This is a genomic window from Pseudomonas sp. JV449 (assembly GCF_032424295.1).
GTDB classification, from domain to species: domain Bacteria; phylum Pseudomonadota; class Gammaproteobacteria; order Pseudomonadales; family Pseudomonadaceae; genus Aquipseudomonas; species Aquipseudomonas marginalis.
The window spans coordinates 93896-117542 of sequence record NZ_VYKD01000029.1 but is presented as its reverse complement, the minus strand read 5'-3'; the positions used below and the strand labels follow the sequence as shown (position 1 = coordinate 117542).

Below are 23647 nucleotides of genomic sequence, written 5' to 3'. Positions count from 1 at the left end.
CGACCTGCACGAATGGCGTAACGATGGCGGCGCTGTCTCCACCCGAGACTCAGTGAAATTGAAATCGCTGTGAAGATGCAGTGTATCCGCGGCTAGACGGAAAGACCCCGTGAACCTTTACTATAGCTTTGCACTGGACTTTGAATTTGCTTGTGTAGGATAGGTGGGAGGCTTTGAAGCGTGGACGCCAGTCTGCGTGGAGCCAACCTTGAAATACCACCCTGGCAACTTTGAGGTTCTAACTCAGGTCCGTTATCCGGATCGAGGACAGTGTATGGTGGGTAGTTTGACTGGGGCGGTCTCCTCCTAAAGAGTAACGGAGGAGTACGAAGGTGCGCTCAGACCGGTCGGAAATCGGTCGTAGAGTATAAAGGCAAAAGCGCGCTTGACTGCGAGACAGACACGTCGAGCAGGTACGAAAGTAGGTCTTAGTGATCCGGTGGTTCTGTATGGAAGGGCCATCGCTCAACGGATAAAAGGTACTCCGGGGATAACAGGCTGATACCGCCCAAGAGTTCATATCGACGGCGGTGTTTGGCACCTCGATGTCGGCTCATCACATCCTGGGGCTGAAGCCGGTCCCAAGGGTATGGCTGTTCGCCATTTAAAGTGGTACGCGAGCTGGGTTTAGAACGTCGTGAGACAGTTCGGTCCCTATCTGCCGTGGACGTTTGAGATTTGAGAGGGGCTGCTCCTAGTACGAGAGGACCGGAGTGGACGAACCTCTGGTGTTCCGGTTGTCACGCCAGTGGCATTGCCGGGTAGCTATGTTCGGAATAGATAACCGCTGAAAGCATCTAAGCGGGAAACTAGCCTCAAGATGAGATCTCACTGGGACCTTGAGTCCCCTGAAGGGCCGTCGAAGACTACGACGTTGATAGGTTGGGTGTGTAAGCGCTGTGAGGCGTTGAGCTAACCAATACTAATTGCCCGTGAGGCTTGACCATATAACACCCAAGCAATTTGCGTCGAAAGGCCAGATTGCGGTGTGTGAAGACGCAATGAACCGAAAGTTCGAGATCTTACAAAACACCGACAGCTGTCACATACCCAATTTGCTGAAGCGAGGCCAGCCGGCCACGACTCAGTACCCGAATTTCTTGACGACCATAGAGCATTGGAACCACCTGATCCCATCCCGAACTCAGCAGTGAAACGATGCATCGCCGATGGTAGTGTGGGGTTTCCCCATGTGAGAGTAGGTCATCGTCAAGATTAAATTCCGAAACCCCATTTGCGAAAGCAGATGGGGTTTTGTTTTGGGCGGTCGAAAAGTGCGAAGAGGCGCCTCGGGAGGGGCTTCAATGCTAAAGTCCATGCCCTCGATTTTGCTTTTCCCAAGGAAGCCGTTATGCCGGATGCGACGTCCCTCAGCGCTGGATTCATGGTGGTTCACGGCAACCGCTTGGACGAACTGCGCAGCCTGGTGGTGAGTTGGATGCGCCGTTATCCCCTGGCGCCCCTGGAAAACGAAATCGCCCTGGTACAAAGCAACGGCATTGCCCAGTGGCTCAAACTGGCCTTGGCTGAAGACCCGGAAGACGACGATATGGGAGGCTGCGGAATTGCCGCCGCCATCGATGTACAGCTCCCCGGCAGCTTCATGTGGCAGCTCTATCGCATGGTCCTGGGACGTGACGAAATCCCTCCAAAATCCCTGCTCGATAAAGCCCCGCTCACTTGGCGCCTGATGCGCCTGCTCCCGGAACTCATCGATCAACAGCACTTCGAGCCGTTGCAACGCTTCTTGACCCACGACTCCGACCTGCGCAAACGCTACCAACTGGCGGAACGACTGGCTGACCTGTTCGACCAATACCAGGTCTACCGCGCTGACTGGCTGGAAGACTGGGCCGCTGGCCGTCATCAATTGCGTAACGGTCGAGGCGAATCAAAGCCACTCAGCCCGGCCAACTGCTGGCAAGCCGAGTTATGGCGCGCGCTGCTGTTGGACGTCGGTGAAGAGGGCATGGCCGAAAGCCGCGCCGGCGTGCACCAGCGCTTTATCGAACGTATCAATGCGCTTGAGCAAGCGCCGAAGGGGCTGCCTTCCCGGGTGATTGTCTTCGGGATTTCTTCCTTGCCCGCCCAAGCGCTGGAGGCGCTGGCCGGCCTGGCCCGTTTCAGCCAAGTCCTGCTGTGCGTGCACAACCCGTGTCGCCACCATTGGTCCGACATCGTGGCCGACAAAGACCTGCTGCGTAACGAATACAAGCGCCAGGCGCGCAAAGCCGGCATGCCCGTTACCATCGACCCACAAACCCTGCACCAACATGCTCATCCGCTGTTGGCCGCCTGGGGCAAACAAGGTCGTGATTACATCAGCCTGCTGGACAGTTACGACGATCCCAACAGCTACCGCGCCGCTTTTCGCGATGGTCGAATCGACCTGTTCAGCGACAGCGAGCCCACCACACTGCTCAACCAGCTTCAGGACGATATCCTCGAACTGCGCCCGCTCAATGAGACTCGGGAACAATGGCCGGCTGTCGATCTGGAGCGTGATACATCCATCCGCTTCCACATTGCCCACAGCGCCCAACGCGAAGTGGAGATTCTCCACGACCAATTGCTCCAACGCTTCAGCGCCGACCCCACGCTTCGCCCAAGGGACATCATCGTCATGGTCCCCGACGTCGACAGCTATGCGCCGCATATCCGCGCGGTATTCGGTCAACTGGACAGAATCGATCCCCGCTTCATCCCCTTCACCCTGACCGATCAAGGTCAGCGCGGCCGCGATCCCCTGCTGATCGCCGTTGAACACCTGCTCAAACTCCCCGACAGCCGCTTCCCCGTCAGCGAGATTCTCGACCTGTTGGATGTCCCGGCCTTGCGCGAACGCTTCGCCATCAAGGAGCGCGATCTGCCCACACTGCACCGCTGGATCGAAGGCGCTGGCATCCGTTGGGGGCTCAACGCCGAGCAACGCGCGGGTCTCGGTCTGCCGAGTAAGCTGGAACAAAACAGTTGGCGATTTGGCCTTCGCCGTATGCTTCTAGGCTACGCCGTCGGCACCGGTGCAGCCTGCGAAGGCATTGAGCCCTACGACGAAATCGGCGGGCTTGATGCGGCCTTGATCGGCCCACTGGTCGCTTTGCTTGATGCGCTCAGCGATGCCCATCAAGCGCTGTCACAACCCGCAGCACCCCACGAATGGGGCGAGCGTCTGCAACGCCTGATGCAACTCTTCTTCCTACCCAGCAGCGAGCACGACGACTACCTGTTGGGTCAGCTTGAGCAACTCAGGGAAACCTGGTTGGAAACCTGCGAGTCCGTTGGCCTGCAGGATGAGTTACCGCTTACCGTAGTCCGCGAAGCCTGGCTGGCCGGCCTGGATCAAGGCCGTCTGTCCCAGCGCTTCCTCGCCGGAGCTGTCAATTTTTGCACCCTGATGCCCATGCGCGCCATCCCCTTCAAACTCGTCTGCCTGCTCGGCATGAACGATGGCGACTACCCACGCGCCCAACCACCGCTGGATTTCGACCTGATGGGCAGCGACTACCGGCCCGGCGACCGTTCGCGCCGCGAAGACGACCGTTACCTGCTGCTCGAAGCCCTGCTGTCCGCCCGCGACCAGCTCTATATCAGCTGGGTCGGCCGTAGCATCCGCGATAACAGCGAGCGCCCCGCCTCTGTACTCATCGGCCAACTGCGTGACCATATCGCCAGTGGCTGGCACAACGCACAAGAAACACCGCTACTGGACGCGATGACCCAGGAACACCCGCTCCAACCCTTCAGCGCCCGTTACTTCCACGAAGGTGATCCGCTGTTCAGCTACGCCCGCGAATGGCAGTTACTCCACGCCGCCCCGGATGCCGTTACACAGGAAGACCAACTGGCGCAGCACCAACAGGAGGAGCCCCTGAGCCTCGGCCAGTTACAGGATTTCCTACGCAATCCGGTCAAACACTTCTTCAGCCAGCGTCTGAAAGTGTTCTTCGAAGCCGCCGAAGTACCCTTGGCCGATGAAGAACCCTTCGTGCTTGACGCGCTGCAACGCTACAGCCTGAGCGACAGCCTGTTGAACGCTGCGCTGTCCCAGCCCGAGCACCTCGACCAGGCCCTCAACGCCCAGGCTCTGCGGCTGCAAGGCAGTGGCCTGTTGCCGATGGTTGGTTTCGGCGAGTGCCTGCGCAACGAACTCATTGAGCCCCTGCCCGACTTGTTGCAACGCTACCAGCAGTTGCTGGCGCTCTGGCCAACGCCACACACCGCTGCAGAACCGATCAGTTTCGAGCATCAAGGTATAGCGCTGGAAGGCTGGATCAGCGGCCTGCATCGACGCAGTGATGGCGGATTGCTGAGTGTCACCACCATCCCCAATAGCATCGGCTCGATCAAAACACGCAAATGGCATCGTCTGATTCGTCCTTGGGTCAATCATGTGGTGGCCTGTGCCTGCGGTCTGTCGTTGAGCACGGGGTTGGTGGCCAGCGACGATACGTTGCTACTGGCCCCGCTGGATAAGCCCATCGCCCGGGAAATCCTCGGCAACCTGCTGTTGGCCTGGCACAGCGGCATGAGAGAGCCGCTCCCGGTAGCCGTCAAGACTGCCTTCGCCTGGCTCAGCCAAACCGATCCGGTCAAAGCCCACGCCTCCGCGAGCAAAGCCTATGAAGGTGACGGCCTGACCACCGACGGCGAGCGTCGCGAAACCCCGGCGCTCACCCGACAGTTCCCCGATTACGCCGCCCTGGTCGCCAGCGAAGAGTTCGAAGGCTGGTGCGAAACCTTGTATCGACCGCTCATCAACGCCCCATGGCGATCACTCACAGGCGAGGAGGCCGGCCCATGAGCAGCAAACCCTTGGCCCTGGCCTTCCCGTTGAATGGCAGCCAGCTGATTGAAGCCAGCGCCGGCACCGGCAAAACCTTCACCATCTCCGCCTTGTACCTGCGTCTGGTCCTTGGCCACGGTGACGGTGAGTCCGGTTTTGGCCGTGAACTGCTGCCGCCGCAAATCCTCGTGGTGACCTTTACCGATGCCGCCACCAAAGAGCTGCGCGAACGCATCCGCATTCGTTTGGCCGAAGCTGCACGTTTCTTCCGCGAAGAGATTGAACAGCCCGACGCGCTGATCGCCGACCTGCGTGCGCAATACCTCCCCGAGCAATGGCCCGCCTGTGCCAACCGCCTGGACATCGCCGCCCAGTGGATGGATGAAGCGGCGGTTTCCACGATTCACAGTTGGTGCCAGCGCATGCTGCGCGAACACGCGTTCGACAGCGGCAGCCTGTTCACCCAGACCCTGGAAACCGACCACAGTGACCTGCTCGGCGAAGTGCTGCGCGATTATTGGCGACTGTTCTGCTACCCGATGCACGACGACGTACTCAACTGGGTACGCAACAACTGGGGCGGCCCGGCCGCGTTGATGCCACGCGTGCGCGCACTGTTCGGCAGCGAACGGCCGACGGATGAAACCCGCGAACCCGCCGAGTTGATCAACGCTTGCCTGCAAGAACGCCGTGAAGCGTTGATAAACATCAAGGCTCCCTGGCAACAATGGGCCGCCGAGCTACGCGATATCTGTCTGCAAGCCGTAGCCGCCAAAGCCGTCGACGGCCGCAAGATGCAAGCGCGTTACTTCGAGCCCTGGTTCGAAAAGATCAGCGCCTGGGCCGCTGACGAAACCCTCGAGCAACTGGACATCGGCACCGGCTTCACTCGCCTCACCCCCGACGGCATGGCCGAAGCCTGGAAGGGCGACCCGCCGCAACACCCCGGCATCGACGCCATGGCCGGCCTCAAGGCCGCCCTCGACGCGCTGCCAACCCCCGACGCGGCGGTGTTGCAACACGCTGCCGTTTGGGTGGGCAACCGCTTTGAAGAGGAAAAACGCCGTCGTGCCGAAATGGGCTTTGACGACATGCTGATCCGCCTCAACGCTGCCCTGCGAGCCGATGGCGGCGAGCGTCTGGCCAGTGTGATCCGCGAGCAGTTCCCGGTGGCCCTGATCGACGAGTTCCAGGACACCGACCCAGTGCAGTACAGCATCTTCGACAGCATCTACCGTATCGAAGAGAACCACCTCGACAGCGGCCTGTTCCTGATTGGCGACCCCAAGCAAGCCATCTACGCCTTCCGCGGCGCCGATATCTACACCTATCTGCGTGCGCGCAAATCCACGCTCGGCCGTCATCACACCCTGGGCACCAACTTCCGTTCCAGCCATGCGATGGTCGAGGCAGTGAACCACGTGTTCCAGCGGGCGGAAACCGGCCGCGGCGCGTTCCTGTTCCGGGAGTCGAATGGCGACAACCCGGTGCCGTTCCACCCGGTGCTATCCCAAGGCCGCAAGGAAAAGCTGCAGGTAGACGGCCAAACGTTGCCGGCAATGAACCTGTGGCACCTGCCCACCGACCAGCCGGTTTCCAACGCGGTGTACCGCCAACAACTGGCCGGTGCCTGCGCCACCCGGATTGTCGAATTGCTCAACGGCGGGCAGCAAGGTACGGCCGGTTTCCTGCAGCCGGACGACAGCTTCCAAGGCGTACTGCCGTCGGACATCGCCATCCTCGTGCGCGACGGCAAGGAAGCCCAGGCCGTGCGCGCCGAGTTGGCCGCCCGTGGCGTGCGCAGCGTGTACCTGTCCGACAAGGACTCTGTCTTCGCCGCCCAGGAAGCCCACGACCTGCTCGCCTGGCTCAAGGCCTGTGCCGAGCCGGACGTCGAGCGGCCGCTGCGGGCCGCCCTGGCTTGCGTCACCTTGAACCTGTCACTGCCGGAACTGGAGCGTCTGAACCAGGACGAACTGGCGTGGGAAAGCCGCGTGATGCAGTTCCGAGGCTACCGCACGATCTGGCGCACCCAAGGCGTGTTGCCGATGCTGCGTCGCCTGCTGCACGACTTCAAACTGCCGCAAACCCTGATCGCCCGCAGCGACGGCGAACGTGTGCTGACCAACCTGTTGCACCTCAGCGAGTTGTTGCAACAAGCCGCGTCGGAACTGGACGGCGAACAGGCGTTGATCCGCCACCTGGCCGAGCACCTGGCGTTGTCCGGCCAGGCCGGCGAAGAGCAAATCCTGCGCCTGGAAAGTGACGAGCAACTGGTCAAGGTGGTGACCATTCACAAATCCAAGGGCCTGGAGTACGACCTGGTCTTCCTGCCTTTCATCTGCTCGGCCAAGCCGGTCGACGGCAGTCGCCTGCCGCTGCATTACCACGATGAACACGGCAAATCCCACGTCAGCCTGCGCCCGACCGCCGAGTTGATCGCCCAGGCCGACGATGAGCGCCTGGCCGAAGACCTGCGTTTGTTCTACGTGGCCCTGACCCGCGCCAAACATGCCTGCTGGCTCGGCGTTGCCGACCTCAAACGTGGCAACAGCAGCAGCTCGGTACTGCACCTGTCGGCGCTGGGTTACTTGCTCGGCGCCGGTGCGTCGTTGAGTGAGTCTGCCGGCCTCGCGCGTTGGCTGCTGGATCTGCAGGACGGCTGCCCGGCCATCCACTACGCCCCTGTGCCCGACGCCCAGGACATCCTGTTCCACCCGCCGCGCAACACCGCCCACTTGCTCGCGCCCTTGTTACCCAAGCGCAAGGCCGCCGAGAACTGGTGGATCGCGTCCTACAGTGCCTTGCGCATTGGCGACAGCATGAGCGTCGCCCACCTTGAAGCGCCCGAAAGCCCACAGGCGCAAAAGCTTTTCGATGACGAACGTCTCGATCCCGATGCACCGCGTGAAGTGGCGGCGTCCGGCGCAGACATTCACCGTTTCCCACGCGGTCCGAACCCCGGCACCTTCCTTCACGGCCTGCTGGAGTGGGCCGGGGAAGAAGGCTTCAACGTGACCTCGCAAGCCATCGAACACGCCGTAGGCGCGCGCTGCAATCGCCGCAACTGGGAAGGCTGGATCGTCACCCTCAGCGATTGGCTGGGCCATCTGCTGCACACGCCGCTGCCGGTGGATAACGACCAGGTCGCCCTGAGCGACCTGCAGCACTACCAGATCGAAATGGAGTTCTGGTTCGCCAGCCATAAAGTCGACGTGCTCGCCCTCGACAAGCTGGTGTGCCAGTACACCCACAACGGTGTGTCCCGCGTCGCCGCCGAACCGGTGCTGCTCAACGGCATGTTCAAGGGTTTTATCGACCTCACCTTCGAACATGACGGCCGTTACTACGTGGCCGACTACAAATCCAACTGGCTCGGCCCTGACGATTCGGCCTACACCCAGGACACCATGGAACAGTCGATCCTCGAGCACCGCTACGACCTGCAATACGTGCTTTACCTGCTCGCGCTGCATCGTCAACTCAAGGCGCGCCTGCCGGACTACGACTACGACCGTCATGTGGGTGGCGCGCTGTACCTGTTCCTGCGCGGCACTCAGGCCGTCAGCCGAGGGGCGTTTTTCACCCGGCCGCCACGGGAACTGATCGAAAGCCTGGACCTGCTGTTCCAGGGCAAGCCCATCCCGCCCAAGGCTGAGCCTGCCTGGGAACAAGGAGTGTTGTTATGAGCCTGTCGCCGTTACCGCTTGAGGCGTTAGCGCCCTTGAGCCGCGCCGCCGACCTGGTGCACCTGCTGGAGCGTTGGGTTGACAGGGGGTGGCTGCGGGCGTTGGACAAGGCGTTCGTGGGCTTCCTGCACGAGCTCGATCCACACGCCGACCCCTTGGTCCTCCTGGCGGCGGCGCTGACCAGCCATCAACTCGGCCACGGCCATGTGTGCCTGGACCTGTTCGAAACCCTCAACGCGCCGGATTTTGCCCTGTCCCTGCCGCCCGAAGGCGACCTGCAAAGCGGCGCCATGCTGCTGCCGTCGCAATTGCTCGACGGCCTCGACGGCGCCCACTGGTGCCATGCACTGGCCGCCAGCCCGTTGGTCGCCCTGGCGGTGGACGGCAGCGAATCGGCACACAGTCGTCCCCTGGTACTGTCGGGCAAACGCCTGTACCTGCGCCGCTACTGGACTTACGAACGACGTATCGACAGCGCCTTGCGCCTGCGTCTCGCCACCCAGGAAAACGTCGCCGCCGATTTGCCCCAGCGCTTGAATGGCTTGTTTGACCAGCCGGCGCCCGATGGCGTGATCGACTGGCAAAAACTCGCCTGCGCCCTGGCCACCCGCGGTGCATTCAGCATCGTCACCGGCGGCCCCGGCACCGGCAAGACCACCACCGTGGTGCGCCTGCTCGCGCTGTTGCAGGCGCCGGCCGTTGAGTCCGGCAGCCCGCTGCGTATCCGCTTGGCCGCGCCGACCGGTAAGGCCGCCGCGCGTTTGACCGAATCCATCAGCCAGCAAGTGCTGTCGCTGACAGTGGCGCAAAGCGTGAAGGAAAAGATCCCGACCCAGGTCACCACGGTCCACCGCTTGCTGGGCAGTCGCCCGGGCACTCGGCACTTCCGCCATCACCTTGGCAACCCGCTGCCCCTGGATGTGCTGGTGGTGGACGAAGCCTCGATGATCGACCTGGAAATGATGGCTAACCTGCTGGATGCGTTACCGCCCCATGCTCGCCTGGTGTTGTTGGGCGACAAGGACCAGCTTGCCTCGGTAGAGGCCGGCGCCGTACTCGGTGATTTGTGCCGCGACGCCGAAGCTGGTTGGTACAGCCCCCACACCCGCCAATGGCTGCAAACCGTCAGCGGCGAAGACCTCAGCGCCAGTGGCCTGCACGAAGACCTCGATGGCAGCCATCCCTTGGCCCAGCAAGTGGTGATGTTGCGCTACTCACGGCGTTTCGGCGAAGGCAGCGGCATCGGCCAACTGGCGCGCTGGATCAACCAGCAAAACGCCGAAGAGGCCCGCAAGCTGCTGGCCGCGCGCAGCCACAGCGACTTGTTCTGCGTAAGCCTCAAAGGCGAGCACGACCACGCCCTGGAGCGCCTGGTGCTGGACGGGCAGGGCGACGGCGCCCAGGGTTATCGCTATTACCTCAACCTGCTGCACAGCGCACGCCCCGCCGTCGACACCCCGCGCGATGACCTCGCCTGGACCCACTGGGCCCAGCAACTGCTGCAAGCCTTCGATGCGTTCCAACTGCTCTGCGCCGTGCGCAAGGGCCCTTGGGGGGTGGAGGGACTGAACCTACGCATCACGGCCGCCTTGCGCAAAGTGCGGCTGATCGAGGGGGACGAGCAATGGTACGAAGGCCGCCCGGTGCTGATGACCCGCAACGATTACGGCCTGGGCTTGATGAACGGCGATATCGGCATTGCCCTCAAACTGCCTGAAAGCGACGGCGGCCCCCAGGTGCTGCGGGTGGCTTTCCCACGTAACGATGGCCAGGGTGGCGTGCGCTTTGTCCTGCCCAGCCGTCTCAATGATGTGGAAACCGTGTACGCCATGACCGTGCACAAATCCCAGGGCTCGGAGTTCACCCACACCGCGCTGATCCTGCCGGACGCGCTGAACCCGGTGCTCACCAAAGAGTTGATCTACACCGGCATCACCCGCGCCAAGCGCTGGTTCAGCCTGATCGAACCCCGGGGCGGGGTGTTTGAAGAGGCCGTGCGACGCAAGGTCAAACGCTTGAGTGGGTTGATGCTGGCGTTGGGTCAGGAGTCAGAACTATCTGATGCTGTGCTATCGTTGCGGCATCACCCCGAAAACACCTGAGAGTATCGCTGCATGAACGTGGCCGTCTCGCCCACAGAGCGTAGTTTGAGCTGGAGGCGCCTGCTGCTGGTGGCGGTTCTATGCCTGCTGGCGCCCCGCGTATTTGCCGAGGGCCCAGGCCCGGCGGACCAGCGCGCCCAGGCGGTCACGCAAGTGGTACTCGGTATCCTCAGCTATGCCCGCTGGCCGGTAGAGCCGGAGCAACTGCGCCTGTGCATCGTCGGCCCGACCCAATACACCGACGACCTGATCAAAGGCACCACCCAGGCTACCGGTCGTCCGGTCGTGGTGCGGCGCCTGCTGGTCGACCACCCCGATGTGGTCAACGCCTGCGACGCCGTGTACATCGGCAAACTCAGCAATGACGAACGCAACCGCCTGTTTGCCTCGTTGATCGGCCACCCCGTGCTCAGCATCAGCGAAGGCGGCGACCAGTGCACCGTGGGCAGTCTGTTCTGCCTGCGGGTGGGCGATGAGCAAGTGTCGTTTGAGGTCAACCTCGACTCGGTGGCGCGCAGCGGCGTGCGCATTCATCCCAGCGTGTTGCAACTGTCCCGGCGCCGGGCGCCCGCCACATGAAAGTGGCGAACGTACGACCTACCCTGCGTTCCGTCATCGGCCGAGGGCACATGATCCTGGCGCTGGTGGCGGTGACGCTGGCCAGTGTTTCCCTCACCCTGCTCGGCGTGTTGGCGCTGCGGGTCTACGCCGAACACAACCTGCACCTGATCGCCCGGTCCATCAACTACACCGTGGAAGCGGCCGTGGTGTTCAACGACCGCGGCGCGGCCACCGAAGCCCTCAGCCTGATTGCCTCCACCGAAGAAGTCGCCCAGGCTGACGTGTTCGATAGCAGTGGCCGGCTGTTGGCGCACTGGGAACGTCCGGAAACCGGCATGCTCTCCCGGGTTGAACTGGCGCTGGCGCATACCCTGCTCGAGCAGCCCATCAGCCAACCGATCCTCCACCAGGGGCGCACCATCGGCAGCATTCACCTGACCGGCCACGGCGGTAGCCTGCTGCGCTTCCTGCTCAGCGGCCTGGCGGGGATCCTGATCTGCACCGTCCTCAGTGCCTGGGTCGCCCTGCACTTGGCGCGGCGTCTGTTGCGTGGCATTACGCAGCCGCTGCAAAGCCTCGCCGCCGTGGCCCACGCCGCCCGCAGCGAGCGTGACTTCGACCGCCGCGTGCCGCCGGCCCGCATCGCCGAACTCGACAGCCTGGGCAGCGACTTCAATGCCTTGCTTGGCGAGATGGAAGCCTGGCAAAACCATCTGCAAAGCGAAAACGAAACTCTCGCCCACAAGGCCAACCACGACAGCCTTACCGGTCTGCCCAACCGCGCGTACTTCGAAGGCCGCCTGATTCGTGCGCTGCGCAGCGCCGCCAAAGCCAAGGAGCAGGTGGCCGTGCTGTACCTCGACAGCGACCGGTTCAAAGAGATCAATGACAGCTTCGGCCATGCCGCCGGTGATGCCGTGCTGGTGGCCGTCGCCGAACGGGTGCGTGCGCAATTGCGTGAAGATGACTTGGTAGCGCGCCTGGGCGGTGACGAGTTCGCCATCCTGCTGGCGCCGCTGCACAAGGTGGAAGACGCCCAGCGCATTGCCGAAAAAATCATCGCCAGCATGGACATGCCGATTGCCGTGCCTGGCGACACCCAGGTGTTGACCTCCCTCAGTATTGGTATCGCCATCTACCCCGAACATGGCGTCACACCCGGCACCTTGCTCAATGCCGCCGATGCGGCGATGTACCAGGCCAAGCGTTTGTCCTCGGGTGGCCAGCAAACGGCGGAGTCGGAGAGCCCCGTCGTCAACGTTCAACACAGGAGTTGATCCCTTGTTCTCGACCGCGCGTCTTATGTTTATCACCCTGCTGGTGACACTGCTCGCCCTTGGCGGCTGCCAGACGGCGCCTCCCAAAGGCCTGACCCCGGCGCAAGTCGCCGTCCTCAAGCAACAGGGCTTCGAGCTTACCGATGACGGCTGGGCGTTCGGTCTGTCCGGCAAAGTGCTGTTTGGCAGTGACGTCGAAACCCTTAACCAACCCAGCACCGACATCGTCCAGCGCATCGGCAAGGCCCTGCTGGGTGTAGGCATCGAGCGCGTACGCGTCGATGGCCACACCGACGGCTCGGGCAAGGAAACCTACAACCAGCAACTGTCCCTGCGCCGCGCGAAAAGCGTGGCGACGGTGCTGCAGGGCGTGGGCATGAAAGAGGAAAACATCCAGCTGCGTGGGCTGGGCAGCAGTAAACCGGTGGACACCAACGACACAGCGGAAGGGCGTACCGAGAATCGGCGGGTGTCGATTGTGGTGATCGCGGACTGAGCCGGCAGTCCGATTTCAATCTGAAATCCAATCAAAATGTGGGAGAGGGCTTGCCACCTCCCACATTCCTGCAATTTAAGGGGAGTTATCGTTGCTGGCCCTTAATCCGCAAACCGCATCTCCCTTGTCTCCCCCATCAACAACCCCTGGTTCTGCTCCGTCACTTCCCTGATGTAATCCCACAGCAGAGTAATCCGCTTCAACTTCCTCAGGTCCTCCCGGCAATACATCCAGAACTGCCGGGTAATCGCAATCTGCTCCCCTAGCACCGGCAGCAGCCGTGGATCCTGCGCCGCGAGAAAGCACGGCAAGATCGCCATCGACCGCCCTTGCTGCGCCGCCACGTACTGCGCAATCACGCTGGTACTGCGCAGGCTGGCGCTGGCGCCGGGCACGACGTTGGCCAGGTACAGCAGCTCCGAGCTGAAGGCCAGATCATCCACATAGCTGATAAACGGATGCTCGGCCAAATCTGCCGGTTTGTGGATAGGCGGGTGTTGGTCGAGGTATTCCTGGGTCGCGTACAGCTGCAGTTTGTAGTCGCACAGTTTGCAGCACACGTAGGGCCCGTGTTCCGGGCGTTCCAGGGCGATGACGATGTCGGCTTCGCGCTTGGACAGGCTGATGAAGTGGGGCAGGGGCAGGATGTCGACCGAGATGGCGGGGTAGGTGTCGACGAAGTGGCTCAACTGCGGGGTGACGAAGAAGCTGCCGAAGCCTTCGGTGCAGCCCATGCGCACATGGCCGGACAGCGCCACGCCGGAGCCGGACACTTGCTCGCAGGCCATGTGCAGGGTGCTTTCGATGGACTCGGCGTAGCCCAGCAAACGCTGGCCTTCGGGGGTGAGGACGAAGCCGTTGGTCCGGGATTTTTCGAACAGCAGCGTACCGAGGGACACTTCCAATGAGCTGATGCGCCGCGACACGGTGGTGTAGTCCACCGCCAGGCGCTTGGCGGCGACGCTGGCCTTGCGGGTGCGGGCCACTTCGAGGAAAAACTTCAGGTCATCCCAATTCAGGGAACCCAGTGATGTGATGTTTTTTTGCATATTGGACCGGCTTTTATGTGCGTTCTTATTAGAGATTTGCACATCTATACTCCAAAAACAGTCCGAACGCCTCATTCTTCAAGGCGATTCAAGCGCCTTGTCTCTGCATAAATATAAGAGTTGGAGACCACATGAACGCATCTGCCGATATTTCCGTGCAACAGGTCAAGTTGCTCATCAATGGTGAGTGGGTCGAGTCCAAGACCACCCATTGGCAAGACATCGTCAACCCGGCCACCCAGCAAGTGCTGGCCAAAGTCCCGTTCGCCACGGCCGATGAAGTCAATGCCGCCATCGACGCCGCCCATCAAGCCTTCCAGACCTGGAAGCTGACGCCGATCGGCGCGCGCATGCGCATCATGCTCAAGCTGCAAGCCCTGATCCGCGAACACTCCAAGCGCATCGCGGTGGTCCTCAGCGCCGAGCAGGGCAAGACCATTGCCGATGCCGAGGGCGATATTTTTCGTGGCCTGGAAGTGGTGGAGCACGCCTGCTCCATCGGCACCCTGCAAATGGGCGAGTTCGCCGAGAACGTCGCCGGTGGCGTCGATACCTACACCCTGCGCCAACCCATTGGCGTGTGTGCCGGCATTACCCCGTTCAACTTCCCGGCGATGATTCCGCTGTGGATGTTCCCGATGGCCATCGCCTGCGGCAACACCTTCGTCCTCAAGCCGTCCGAACAAGACCCACTTTCGACCCTGCTGTTGGTGGAGCTGGCGCTGGAAGCCGGCGTACCGGCGGGTGTGCTCAACGTGGTGCACGGCGGCAAGGACGTGGTGGATGCGCTGTGCACCCATAAAGACATCAAGGCTGTGTCCTTTGTCGGTTCGACTGCCGTCGGCACTCATGTCTACGACCTGGCCGGCAAGCACGGCAAGCGCGTGCAATCGATGATGGGCGCCAAGAACCACGCCGTGGTGCTGCCGGATGCCAACCGCGAGCACACCCTCAATGCCCTCGTCGGTGCCGGTTTCGGCGCGGCGGGCCAGCGTTGCATGGCCACCTCGGTGGTGGTGCTGGTGGGCGCGGCCAAGCAATGGCTGCCGGATCTGAAAGCGCTGGCGCAAAAGCTCAAGGTCAACGCCGGCAGCGAAGCCGGCACGGATGTCGGCCCGGTGATCTCCAAGCGCGCCAAGGCCCGTATCCTGGAATTGATCGAAAGCGGCGTGAAAGAAGGCGCCAAGCTCGAGCTGGATGGCCGCGACATCAAGGTGCCGGGCTTCGAGCAAGGCAACTTCGTCGGTCCGACCCTGTTCTCGGGCGTGACCACCGATATGCAGATCTACACCCAGGAAATCTTCGGCCCGGTGCTGGTGGTGCTGGAAGTCGACACCCTCGATCAGGCCATTGCGCTGGTCAACGCCAACCCGTTCGGCAACGGCACCGGCCTGTTCACCCAGAGCGGGGCGGCGGCGCGTAAATTCCAGAGCGAAATCGATGTGGGCCAGGTCGGTATCAACATCCCGATCCCGGTGCCCGTGCCGTTCTTCAGCTTCACCGGTTCCCGTGGCTCCAAGCTCGGCGACCTCGGCCCGTACGGCAAGCAAGTGGTGCAGTTCTACACCCAGACCAAGACCGTCACCAGCCGTTGGTTTGACGACGACACGGTCAACGATGGCGTCAATACCACCATCAACCTGCGCTGATTCGGGAGACGACCATGAAGATTGCATTTATCGGCTTGGGCAACATGGGCGCACCGATGGCCCGCAACCTGATCAAGGCCGGCCATGGGCTGAACCTGTTCGACCTGAACCAGACGGTGCTCAAGGAACTCGCCGAATTGGGCGGCAACATCAGCGACTCGCCGCGTGACGCTGCCCGCGGCGCCGAGCTGGTGATCACCATGCTGCCCGCCGCCGCCCATGTGCGCAGTGTCTGGTTGAATGAAGACGGTGTGCTGGCGGGGATCGGCAACGGCGTGCCCGCGGTGGATTGCAGCACCATCGACCCACAGACCGCGCGCGACGTCGCCGCTGCTGCCGCCAAGCAAGGCGTGGTGATGGCCGACGCACCGGTCTCCGGCGGCACCGGCGGGGCGCAGGCCGGGACCCTGACCTTCATGGTCGGCGCCACCCCGGAACTGTTCGCCACCCTGCAACCGGTGCTGGCACAGATGGGCCGCAACATCGTGCACTGCGGCGATGTGGGCACCGGGCAAATCGCCAAGATCTGCAACAACCTGCTGCTCGGCATCAGCATGGTCGGCGTCAGCGAAGCCATGGCCTTGGGCGACGCGCTGGGCATCGATACCCAGGTGCTGGCCGGGATCATCAACAGCTCCACCGGGCGCTGCTGGAGTTCCGACACCTACAACCCATGGCCGGGCGTGATCGAAACCGCGCCGTCGTCCCGTGGCTATACCGGCGGGTTCGGCGCCGATTTGATGCTCAAGGATTTGGGCCTGGCTACCGAGGCGGCGCGCCAGGCGAAACAGCCGGTGATTCTGGGGGCTGTGGCTCAGCAGTTGTACCAATCGATGAGTCAGCGTGGGGAAGGGGGCCAAGACTTCTCGGCGATTATCAACAGCTACCGCAAGCCCAAATAAGGGCATTCAGGGACGAGCATTGTGGTGAGCGGGCTTGCCCCGCGCTGGGGCGCGAAGCGGCCCTGAAACCAGACGCCGCATTCTTTCTGAGAGAATGCGGCGTTTTTTATTGGGGCTGCTTTGCAGCCCAGCGCGGGGCAAGCCCGCTCACCACAGAAGGCGACTGCACCACAAAAAACTCAAGCAAACACAAAATACTTACGTACCGTCTCGACCACTTCCCACGTTCCCTTCATCCCTGGCTCCACCACAAAGATATCCCCAGCCCGCAAGTGAATCGGTTCCATCCCCTCAGGCGTGATCACGCAGTAGCCTTCCTGGAAATGGCAGTATTCCCATTTCACATATTCGACATACCACTTGCCCGGCGTGCAGATCCAGGTGCCCATGATCTTGCTGCCGTCTTCGCTGGTGTAGGCGTTGAGGTTGACGGTGTGCGGGTCGCCTTCGAGCTTTTCCCATTTGCAGGCATCCAGGACCGGCAGGGGGTGGGTGTCGCGCAGTACGGTGATGGGCTTGGACATGATGACTCCGAGGCAGGGAATGGAAAGATGCACCCTAAGGCCTGGGACGTTGCGCCAGTGGTCTGAACTCGACATCGGGATGCCCAGAAGCGCAGGTGAACACGACTCCTCAAGCCATGTGCAGTCAATGTGGGAGGGGGCTTGCCCCCGATGGCGCCGGGTCAGCCGACACTTTTGAGCGTGAATCAGTCATTTCCTCGCAGTAAGTGCGAAAGAAGTCACTCACGGCGCACGAATTCGCAAGAAAATTCACGTCTGGCCCTCGTATCATTCACCCCAGTAACCGCCGAGAGCCTTCAAATGACCTCAATAAAAACGTGGTGGGATATCAGCCCGCCCTTGAGCACGGCAACCCCTACCTGGCCGGGCGATACGCCGTTCCAGGAAGAGCGTGTGTGGCAGTTCGGCCCGGAGTGCCCGGTGAATGTCGGACGCATCACCCTGTCGCCGCACACCGGCGCCCATGTGGATGCGCCGCTGCATTACAGCGCCGACGGAGCGCCGATTGGCGAGGTGTCGCTGGAGGTGTACATGGGCCCGTGCCGGGTGCTGCATTGCCTGGACAGCGGTGCGCTGGTCCAGCCCCATCAGTTGCAAGGGCGTGTGGATAACCTGCCGGAGCGCGTGCTGCTGCGTACTTATCCACAAGCACCGCTGACCGAATGGGATTCGAACTTCACCGCCATCGCCCCGCAGACCATTGAACTGCTGGCCGGCCTGGGTGTGCGCCTGATCGGTATCGACACGCCCTCCCTGGACCCGCAACAGTCCAAGACCATGGATGCCCACAACGCCGTGGCGCGGCATGGCATGGCGATCCTTGAAGGCATCGTGCTCGACGACGTACCGGAGGGCGACTACGAACTGATCGCCCTGCCGCTGCGTTTCGCCAACCTGGACGCCAGCCCGGTCCGTGCCATTCTCCGCCCGCTCAAGGAGCCCACGCGATGAGCCAATGTCCTTTCTCTGCCGACTACCAGCCACCGGAAGAATGGCATAACGCCGAACTGAATTTTTCCGAGTCCATGAGCTACGGCGACTACCTGGACCTGGGCAAAGTGCTCAGCGCCCAGCACCCGCTGTCGCCGGACCACAACGAAATGCTCTTCATCATCCAGCACCAGACCTCCGAGCTGTGGATGAAGCTGATGCTCCACGAACTCAAGGCCGCCCGCGAACACGTGCGCCTGGGCGAGTTGCCGCCGGCATTCAAGATGCTGGCGCGGGTGTCGCGGATCTTCGATCAACTGGTGCACGCCTGGGCTGTGCTGGCGACCATGACGCCGTCGGAATACAAGGCGATTCGCCCGTTCCTGGGGCAATCGTCCGGGTTCCAGTCGTTCCAGTACCGCGAGATCGAATTTATCCTCGGCAACAAGAGCCCGGCGCTGTTGCGCCCCCATGCCCATCGGCCTGAGTTGTTGCAGGCGTTGCAGGTGGCGATTGCCACGCCGTCGCTGTATGACGAGGCGATCAACCTGATGGTCAAGGCGGGGCTGGCGATTGACCCCAAGCGTGCCGAGCGCGATCCGACGGCGGCGACCGTTCACGATGAGTCGGTGGAGGCGGCGTGGCGCGAGGTGTATCGCGATCCGAGCCGGTATTGGGACTTGTATCAGTTGGCCGAGAAGTTTATCGACCTGGAGGATTCGTTCCGCCAATGGCGCTTCCGGCATGTGACCACAGTGGAGCGGATTATCGGCTTCCAGCCCGGCACCGGCGGCACCGAGGGCGTGGGTTACCTGCGCAAGATGCTCGACACCGTGCTGTTCCCCGAGCTGTGGCGAGTGCGCTCCACGCTGTAAACAAAAAGCCCCGGATCACCGGGGCTTTTCATTTGCAATGCAATCAAACGCGGGAGGCGGCGACCGCTTTCGTCTTGCTCATTCGCAACCGGTAGGCCACATAGATAACCCCCACCCAAACCGGCATCGCATACACCGACTCGCGAATCCCCGGGATCGCCAGCATCACGCTGATGATCATCAGCATGAACGCCAGGCACAGGTAGTTGCTGAACGGGAACCAGAAGGTCTTGAACGACGGTGTTACCCCTTGCTCACCCATAGCTTTGCGGAACTTGATGTGGGTGATGCTGATCAGCGCCCAGTTGATCATCAGCGAGGCAACCACCAGCGCGAACAGCAGCTCCAGGGCACTTTGCGGTGCCACGTAGTTGACCACCACGCACAGCATCGTCACCAGCGCCGAGATCGCCAGGGCTCGCAGCGGTACGCCTTGCTTGTTGAGCTTCATCAGCGCTTTCGGCGCATCGCCTTGCTCGGCCAGGCCGAACAGCATGCGGCTGTTGCAGTACACGCCGCTGTTGTACACCGACAGCGCCGCGGTCAGCACCACGAAGTTGAGGATGTGGGCGGCGGTGTCGTTGCCGATCAGCGAGAAGATCTGCACAAACGGGCTGCCGCTGTAGGCATCGCCTGACGCGCCGAGGGTTTGCAGCAGTTGATCCCATGGGTACAGCGACAGCAGTACGGTCAATGCGCCGACGTAGAAAATCAGGATCCGGTACACCACCTGGTTGATCGCCTTGGGGATCACCTTGCGGGGCTCACTGGCCTCGGCAGCGGTGATACCCACCAGCTCCAGGCCGCCGAACGAGAACATGATGAAGGCCATGGACATCAACAGCCCCATGCCGCCATTCGGGAAGAATCCGCCGTGGCTCCACAGGTTGCTGACCGACGCTTGCGGGCCGCCGGTGCCGCTGAACAGCAGGTAACAGCCGAGCACGATCATGCCGACAATCGCCACCACCTTGATGATCGCGAACCAGAACTCCGCTTCACCGAAGAACTTCACGTTCAGGGTGTTGATCAGGTTCACCGCGACAAAGAACACCAGGGCGCTGACCCAGGTCGGGATCTGCGGCCACCAGAACTGGATGTACTTGCCCACCGCAGTCAGCTCGGCCATGCCCACCAGCACGTAGAGCACCCAGTAGTTCCAGCCGGCCAGGAAGCCCGCGTAACCGCCCCAGTATTTGTGCGCGAAGTGGCTGAACGAGCCGGCCACCGGTTCTTCGACGATCATCTCGCCGAGCTGGCGCATGATCAGGAACGCGATGAAACCGGCGATCGCGTAGCCCAGGATCATCGACGGCCCTGCCGACTTGAGTACCCCGGCCGAACCGAGGAACAGCCCCGTGCCTATCGCCCCGCCCAAGGCGATCAACTGAATATGCCGGTTCTTAAGGCCACGCTTGAGGCCTGCCGGGTTAACCATGTCATCCGCCATTAACGTTCCCTTCTACTTGTTTTTCTCGGGGTAGAACCCCTCAGAAGTGCTGAGGAGTCAGATATTACTCTGCGTAAACTTTTCGTAATACAGCTGAACGCCATCAAGTGCCTGATCCGCCAGCCATTGTTGGATGGATTCGACCATTGGCGGAGGGCCGCACACGTACATATCCGCCAATCCGTCGCGCAATTCGGCCAGGTCGAAATGCTCGGTGAGGTAGCCGCGCTTGCCGGCCCAGTCGGGGGCGGCATCGCTGAGGACTTCGGTGTAGCGAAAACCCGGCAGTTTCGCCGCATAGGCCGCGATGCGTGGGGCTTCGCATAAGTCCTCGGCGCCCCGTACGCCATAGTAGAGATGCACCGGCTGGTTGCAGCCGGTGGCGGCCAGTTGATCGAGCATGCCCAGCAGCGCCGACAGCCCGGTGCCGCCGGCGACCAGCACCAGCGGTTGGGTCACATGGCGCAGGTAGAACGCACCCAGCGGTGCTTCCATCCGCAGTTCATCGCCGACTTGGCAGCGCTCACGCAGGTAGTTGTTCATCACCCCATCGGGCAGCAAGCGGATCAGGAACTGCAATTGATTGCCCGCCAGGTTGGCGAAGGAGTAGGAACGCCAATGGCCTGTGCCCGGTACCGCAAGGCGCGCATATTGGCCCGGTAGAAAATCCAGCGGCGCATCCAACTGCACCTTCAGGATCGCCGTGCTGGTCGACACCTGTTGCACCTCGCTGACCGTCCCGCGCACTTGCACCGGCCCCGGCGCATTGCACAGGCTTGAGTCAAAGTCGAAGTAGAAGGTGGCGTCGGACTTCACCCGCGTCTGGCAACTGAGCATCTTGCGCTGTTGCAGGTCGAGCCTAGAGAGGGCTTCCTCGTCCACATAGTCCTGGGTGTAGTCACCCGACTCGCACCGCCCCTGGCAGGTGCCGCACACGCCTTCGCGGCAGTCCAGGGGGATCTTGATGCCATTGCGCAGCGCCGCATCCAACAGGATTTCATTTGCGCCCACCGGGAAAAACAGGGTCTTGCCGTCGGCAAAACTGAAGGCCACTTTGTGATTCATGTGTTGTTCTCTGCATATTTATGACGTACGTACGGCCTGTTGTGGTGAGCGGGCTTGCCCCGCGCTGGGCTGCGAAGCAGCCCCATGAGAGTCGCCGCATTTTTCCCGCCAAACCGCAGTGCTTGCACCAAGGGCCGCTGCGCGACCCAGCGCGGGGCAAGCCCGTTCACCACAAAAAGCCCGCTCACCACAACAACAAGGGTGCTTTAGAGGTGATAGAAATCCAGCACCGAATTGATGGTGTCGTTAAGCAGCAGCGCATGCTTGCGAGTGATCAGCCAACTGTCGCCATGGGGCTTGAGGCGATAGGTGGCATGCCCGTAGAACTGCTCCGATGTGGCCAGCCGATAGAACAGCGTGTGCCAGTTCAACCGGACCTCCAGCGTGCCGTCCGCCTGCTCGGCGATGCGTACGTTGTTGATCAGGTGCAAGGTGCGCGGCATCGGTGTAGCGGACGCCGCCTTGCCGGTGCGCAGGCGGAACACGCGGTCTTCCAGGCCCGAACGGTTGGCGTAGTAGATCAGCGACATCTCGCGCTTGGGGTCGCGGGTGTAGACGTGCTCCGAGTCCCATTGCGGCAGGTGGAATTCGCTCTGGGGGTCGAACAACTGCACGTAGGCGTCCCAGTCCTGGGCGTCGCACAGCTCGGACTTAAGGTAGAAAAACTGCTCGATCCGATACTGCAATGGCGCATTCATCATTCCACCTCCCGCAGTGTCAGCGCGTGTTGGTCCAGGCCCTTGAGCAGGAACTGCTGCCAGTTGCGGTGCTGGTTGACGTACAGGCCTTCGTGGGTGAATTCGGTGCCGGTCATGGCCGGCGAGATGCCGATGGCTTCGCTGTTCGGCGTTGGCCCGGTTTCCCAGCGATGGCTGCCGCGTGAAATATCGCTCCAGCGTTCCAGGCGGCCCTGGAAACCACGCTGGGCTTCGCGGAACTCCACCAGGTCGTCCGGTGTGCCCATGCCCGAGACGTTGAAGAAGTCTTCGAACTGGCGAATACGGTTTTCACGGTCGGCGTCGGATTCGCCTTTCACCCCCAGGCACTGGCTGATGATCTCGGTCTTGTTCCACGCCACCGGACGAATGATGCGCAGCTGCGAGCTGATCTGGTCGAGGAAGAACAGGCTCGGGTAGATATTCAGGTTACGCAGGCGGTGCATCATCCACTCGGCCTTCTGCTGGCCATGTTCTTGTACCAGGCGCGGCATGATGGTGGCGTAGCCGGAGCGCACGCTGGGGTTGGGCATGTCGCTGAACAGCACGCTGTGGCCATTGTTGAAGGCGAACCAGCCGTCATCGGTGTTGGCGTCGCCGGCGCCGAGCTTGCTGTAGTCCAGGGTGCTGGCGGACCCGCTGCCGCTCTCGGTATTCACCTGCTGGCGATGCTGCACCGTGGCCACGTAGTTGTAGTGCACGGTGCTGACGTGATACCCGTCCAGGCCGTTTTCGTTTTGCAGTTTCCAGTTGCCGTCGTAGGTGTAGGCCGACTTGCCCGGCAGCACCTCCAACTCACCAGTGGCGGACTGCGCGACCATCATGTCGAAGAACACTTTGGCGTCGCCGAGGAAGTCTTCCAGGCTGTCACGGCCATTCACATCCAGGCTGATGAAGACAAAACCCTTGTAGCTCTCGATGCGGGCCTTTTTCAGGCCGCGCGTTGCCTTGTCGAAACTTTCCGGATATTCCCCCGGCGCCTTGACCTTCACCAGCCGGCCATCGCTCTTGTAGCACCAGGCGTGGAACGGACAGGTGAAGGTGGACTGGTTGCCTTTGCCGACCCGGGTCAGGGTGGTGCCGCGATGCTGGCAGGCGTTGACCAGCGCATTGAGCCGGCCCTCGCCATCACGGGTAATGATCATCGGCTGGCGCCCGGCGCGCATCGTCACGAAGTCATGATGATTGGCCAGTTCGCTTTCATGGCAGGCGTAGATCCAGTTCTTCTCGAAGATCAACTCCATCTCAAGATCAAACAGCTCCGGCTCGGTGAACATGTCGCGGGCGATGCGGAATACGGCGTCTGCCGGGCGAAAATCCAGGCAGCTCTCGATAAAGCTTTTCCATTGCTCGACGCTTCTTGCACCACTCATGGGAGGCACCTTTTGATAATGGCTGAACAGGTGAGCCATTAAGAGGCTGCGGCAAGGTGGCGGGCTATCCGCTTAATGGGGGAAGGTGGGCCGCAAAGTTGGGCAGCAAATACCCACGGTGGTGCAGGGCGGTGACGCGACGCGCTACCGTCTGGCGAGGCAAGGGGCGTCAACACCTGCGGTTTATCCACATAGTGGACGGTTGC

16 protein-coding genes and 2 rRNA genes are annotated in these 23647 nt (G+C 61.9%); 12 read left to right on the top strand and 6 right to left on the bottom strand.

The genetic code is table 11. From position 1 onward, the window contains the following. The 8 genes from F6S08_RS26710 to F6S08_RS26675 form a co-directional block, all read left to right on the top strand. Positions 1 to 947 (top strand): 23S ribosomal RNA (locus F6S08_RS26710); the annotation flags it as partial. 152 nt (positions 948 to 1099) lie between these two features. Beyond that, positions 1100 to 1215, top strand: a 5S ribosomal RNA gene (rrf, locus tag F6S08_RS26705). A gap of 136 nt (positions 1216 to 1351) precedes the next feature. Beyond that, entirely contained in the window at positions 1352 to 4801 is a 3450-nt protein-coding gene (recC, locus tag F6S08_RS26700) for an exodeoxyribonuclease V subunit gamma (protein ID WP_315872559.1), read from the top strand. Continuing rightward, positions 4798 to 8472: an exodeoxyribonuclease V subunit beta gene (gene recB, locus F6S08_RS26695; protein WP_315872558.1), complete on the top strand. Its 3675-nt coding sequence runs from the start codon at positions 4798 to 4800 to the stop codon at positions 8470 to 8472. Before recC ends, recB begins: the two co-directional genes overlap by 4 nt. Continuing rightward, positions 8469 to 10574, top strand: a complete 2106-nt coding sequence (gene recD / locus F6S08_RS26690) for an exodeoxyribonuclease V subunit alpha (protein ID WP_315872557.1) — start codon at positions 8469 to 8471, stop codon at positions 10572 to 10574. The genes recB and recD overlap by 4 nt, the downstream gene beginning before the upstream one ends. A gap of 12 nt (positions 10575 to 10586) precedes the next feature. Continuing rightward, a complete protein-coding gene (locus tag F6S08_RS26685; protein WP_065925941.1) occupies positions 10587 to 11153 on the top strand; it encodes a YfiR family protein in 567 nt (188 codons plus the stop codon). After that, positions 11150 to 12412: a diguanylate cyclase domain-containing protein gene (locus tag F6S08_RS26680; protein ID WP_065925942.1), complete on the top strand. Its 1263-nt coding sequence runs from the start codon at positions 11150 to 11152 to the stop codon at positions 12410 to 12412. The genes F6S08_RS26685 and F6S08_RS26680 overlap by 4 nt, the downstream gene beginning before the upstream one ends. A gap of 4 nt (positions 12413 to 12416) precedes the next feature. Beyond that, entirely contained in the window at positions 12417 to 12908 is a 492-nt protein-coding gene (locus F6S08_RS26675; protein WP_065925943.1) for an OmpA family protein, read from the top strand. A 101-nt stretch (positions 12909 to 13009) separates the two neighbouring features. On the opposite strand, the gene F6S08_RS26670 is transcribed toward F6S08_RS26675, so the two are convergent. Continuing rightward, a complete protein-coding gene (locus F6S08_RS26670) occupies positions 13010 to 13957 on the bottom strand; it encodes a LysR family transcriptional regulator (RefSeq protein WP_065925944.1) in 948 nt (315 codons plus the stop codon). A 131-nt stretch (positions 13958 to 14088) separates the two neighbouring features. Between F6S08_RS26670 and F6S08_RS26665 the strand changes: the two genes are divergently transcribed. Both F6S08_RS26665 and mmsB read left to right on the top strand, forming a co-directional pair. After that, positions 14089 to 15606 (top strand): CoA-acylating methylmalonate-semialdehyde dehydrogenase, encoded by a 1518-nt coding sequence (locus tag F6S08_RS26665; protein ID WP_065925945.1) that lies wholly within the window; start codon positions 14089 to 14091, stop codon positions 15604 to 15606. Between the two features lie 14 nt (positions 15607 to 15620). Further along, positions 15621 to 16508: a 3-hydroxyisobutyrate dehydrogenase gene (mmsB, locus tag F6S08_RS26660; RefSeq protein ID WP_065925946.1), complete on the top strand. Its 888-nt coding sequence runs from the start codon at positions 15621 to 15623 to the stop codon at positions 16506 to 16508. A gap of 179 nt (positions 16509 to 16687) precedes the next feature. On the opposite strand, the gene F6S08_RS26655 is transcribed toward mmsB, so the two are convergent. Then, a complete protein-coding gene (locus F6S08_RS26655; RefSeq protein ID WP_003230905.1) occupies positions 16688 to 17032 on the bottom strand; it encodes a cupin domain-containing protein in 345 nt (114 codons plus the stop codon). A 300-nt stretch (positions 17033 to 17332) separates the two neighbouring features. Here F6S08_RS26655 and kynB point away from each other — a divergent pair, with 300 nt between their 5' ends. Together kynB and kynA are read left to right on the top strand one after the other, a co-directional pair. Continuing rightward, positions 17333 to 17983, top strand: a complete 651-nt coding sequence (kynB, locus tag F6S08_RS26650; RefSeq protein WP_065925947.1) for an arylformamidase — start codon at positions 17333 to 17335, stop codon at positions 17981 to 17983. Then, positions 17980 to 18837: a tryptophan 2,3-dioxygenase gene (gene kynA, locus F6S08_RS26645; RefSeq protein WP_027607676.1), complete on the top strand. Its 858-nt coding sequence runs from the start codon at positions 17980 to 17982 to the stop codon at positions 18835 to 18837. The genes kynB and kynA overlap by 4 nt, the downstream gene beginning before the upstream one ends. A gap of 43 nt (positions 18838 to 18880) precedes the next feature. Here the strand turns inward: kynA and F6S08_RS26640 are convergent, their stop codons facing one another. The 4 genes from F6S08_RS26640 to antA form a co-directional block, all read right to left on the bottom strand. Then, positions 18881 to 20287 carry an amino acid permease gene (locus tag F6S08_RS26640; protein WP_315872556.1) on the bottom strand — a complete coding sequence of 469 codons (1407 nt, stop codon included), beginning with the start codon at positions 20285 to 20287 and terminating at the stop codon, positions 18881 to 18883. Positions 20288 to 20344: 57 nt separating this feature from the next. Then, the gene (gene antC, locus F6S08_RS26635) at positions 20345 to 21352 is read right to left on the bottom strand and encodes an anthranilate 1,2-dioxygenase electron transfer component AntC (RefSeq protein WP_065947228.1); all 1008 of its coding nucleotides are present in this window, start codon (positions 21350 to 21352) and stop codon (positions 20345 to 20347) included. A gap of 206 nt (positions 21353 to 21558) precedes the next feature. After that, positions 21559 to 22050 (bottom strand): anthranilate 1,2-dioxygenase small subunit, encoded by a 492-nt coding sequence (antB, locus tag F6S08_RS26630; protein ID WP_065925950.1) that lies wholly within the window; start codon positions 22048 to 22050, stop codon positions 21559 to 21561. After that, on the bottom strand, positions 22050 to 23441 hold the full coding sequence (gene antA / locus F6S08_RS26625) for an anthranilate 1,2-dioxygenase large subunit (protein WP_065947227.1): 1392 nt from the start codon (positions 23439 to 23441) through the stop codon (positions 22050 to 22052). The genes antB and antA overlap by 1 nt, the downstream gene beginning before the upstream one ends. Between the last annotated feature and the right edge of the window lie 206 nt (positions 23442 to 23647).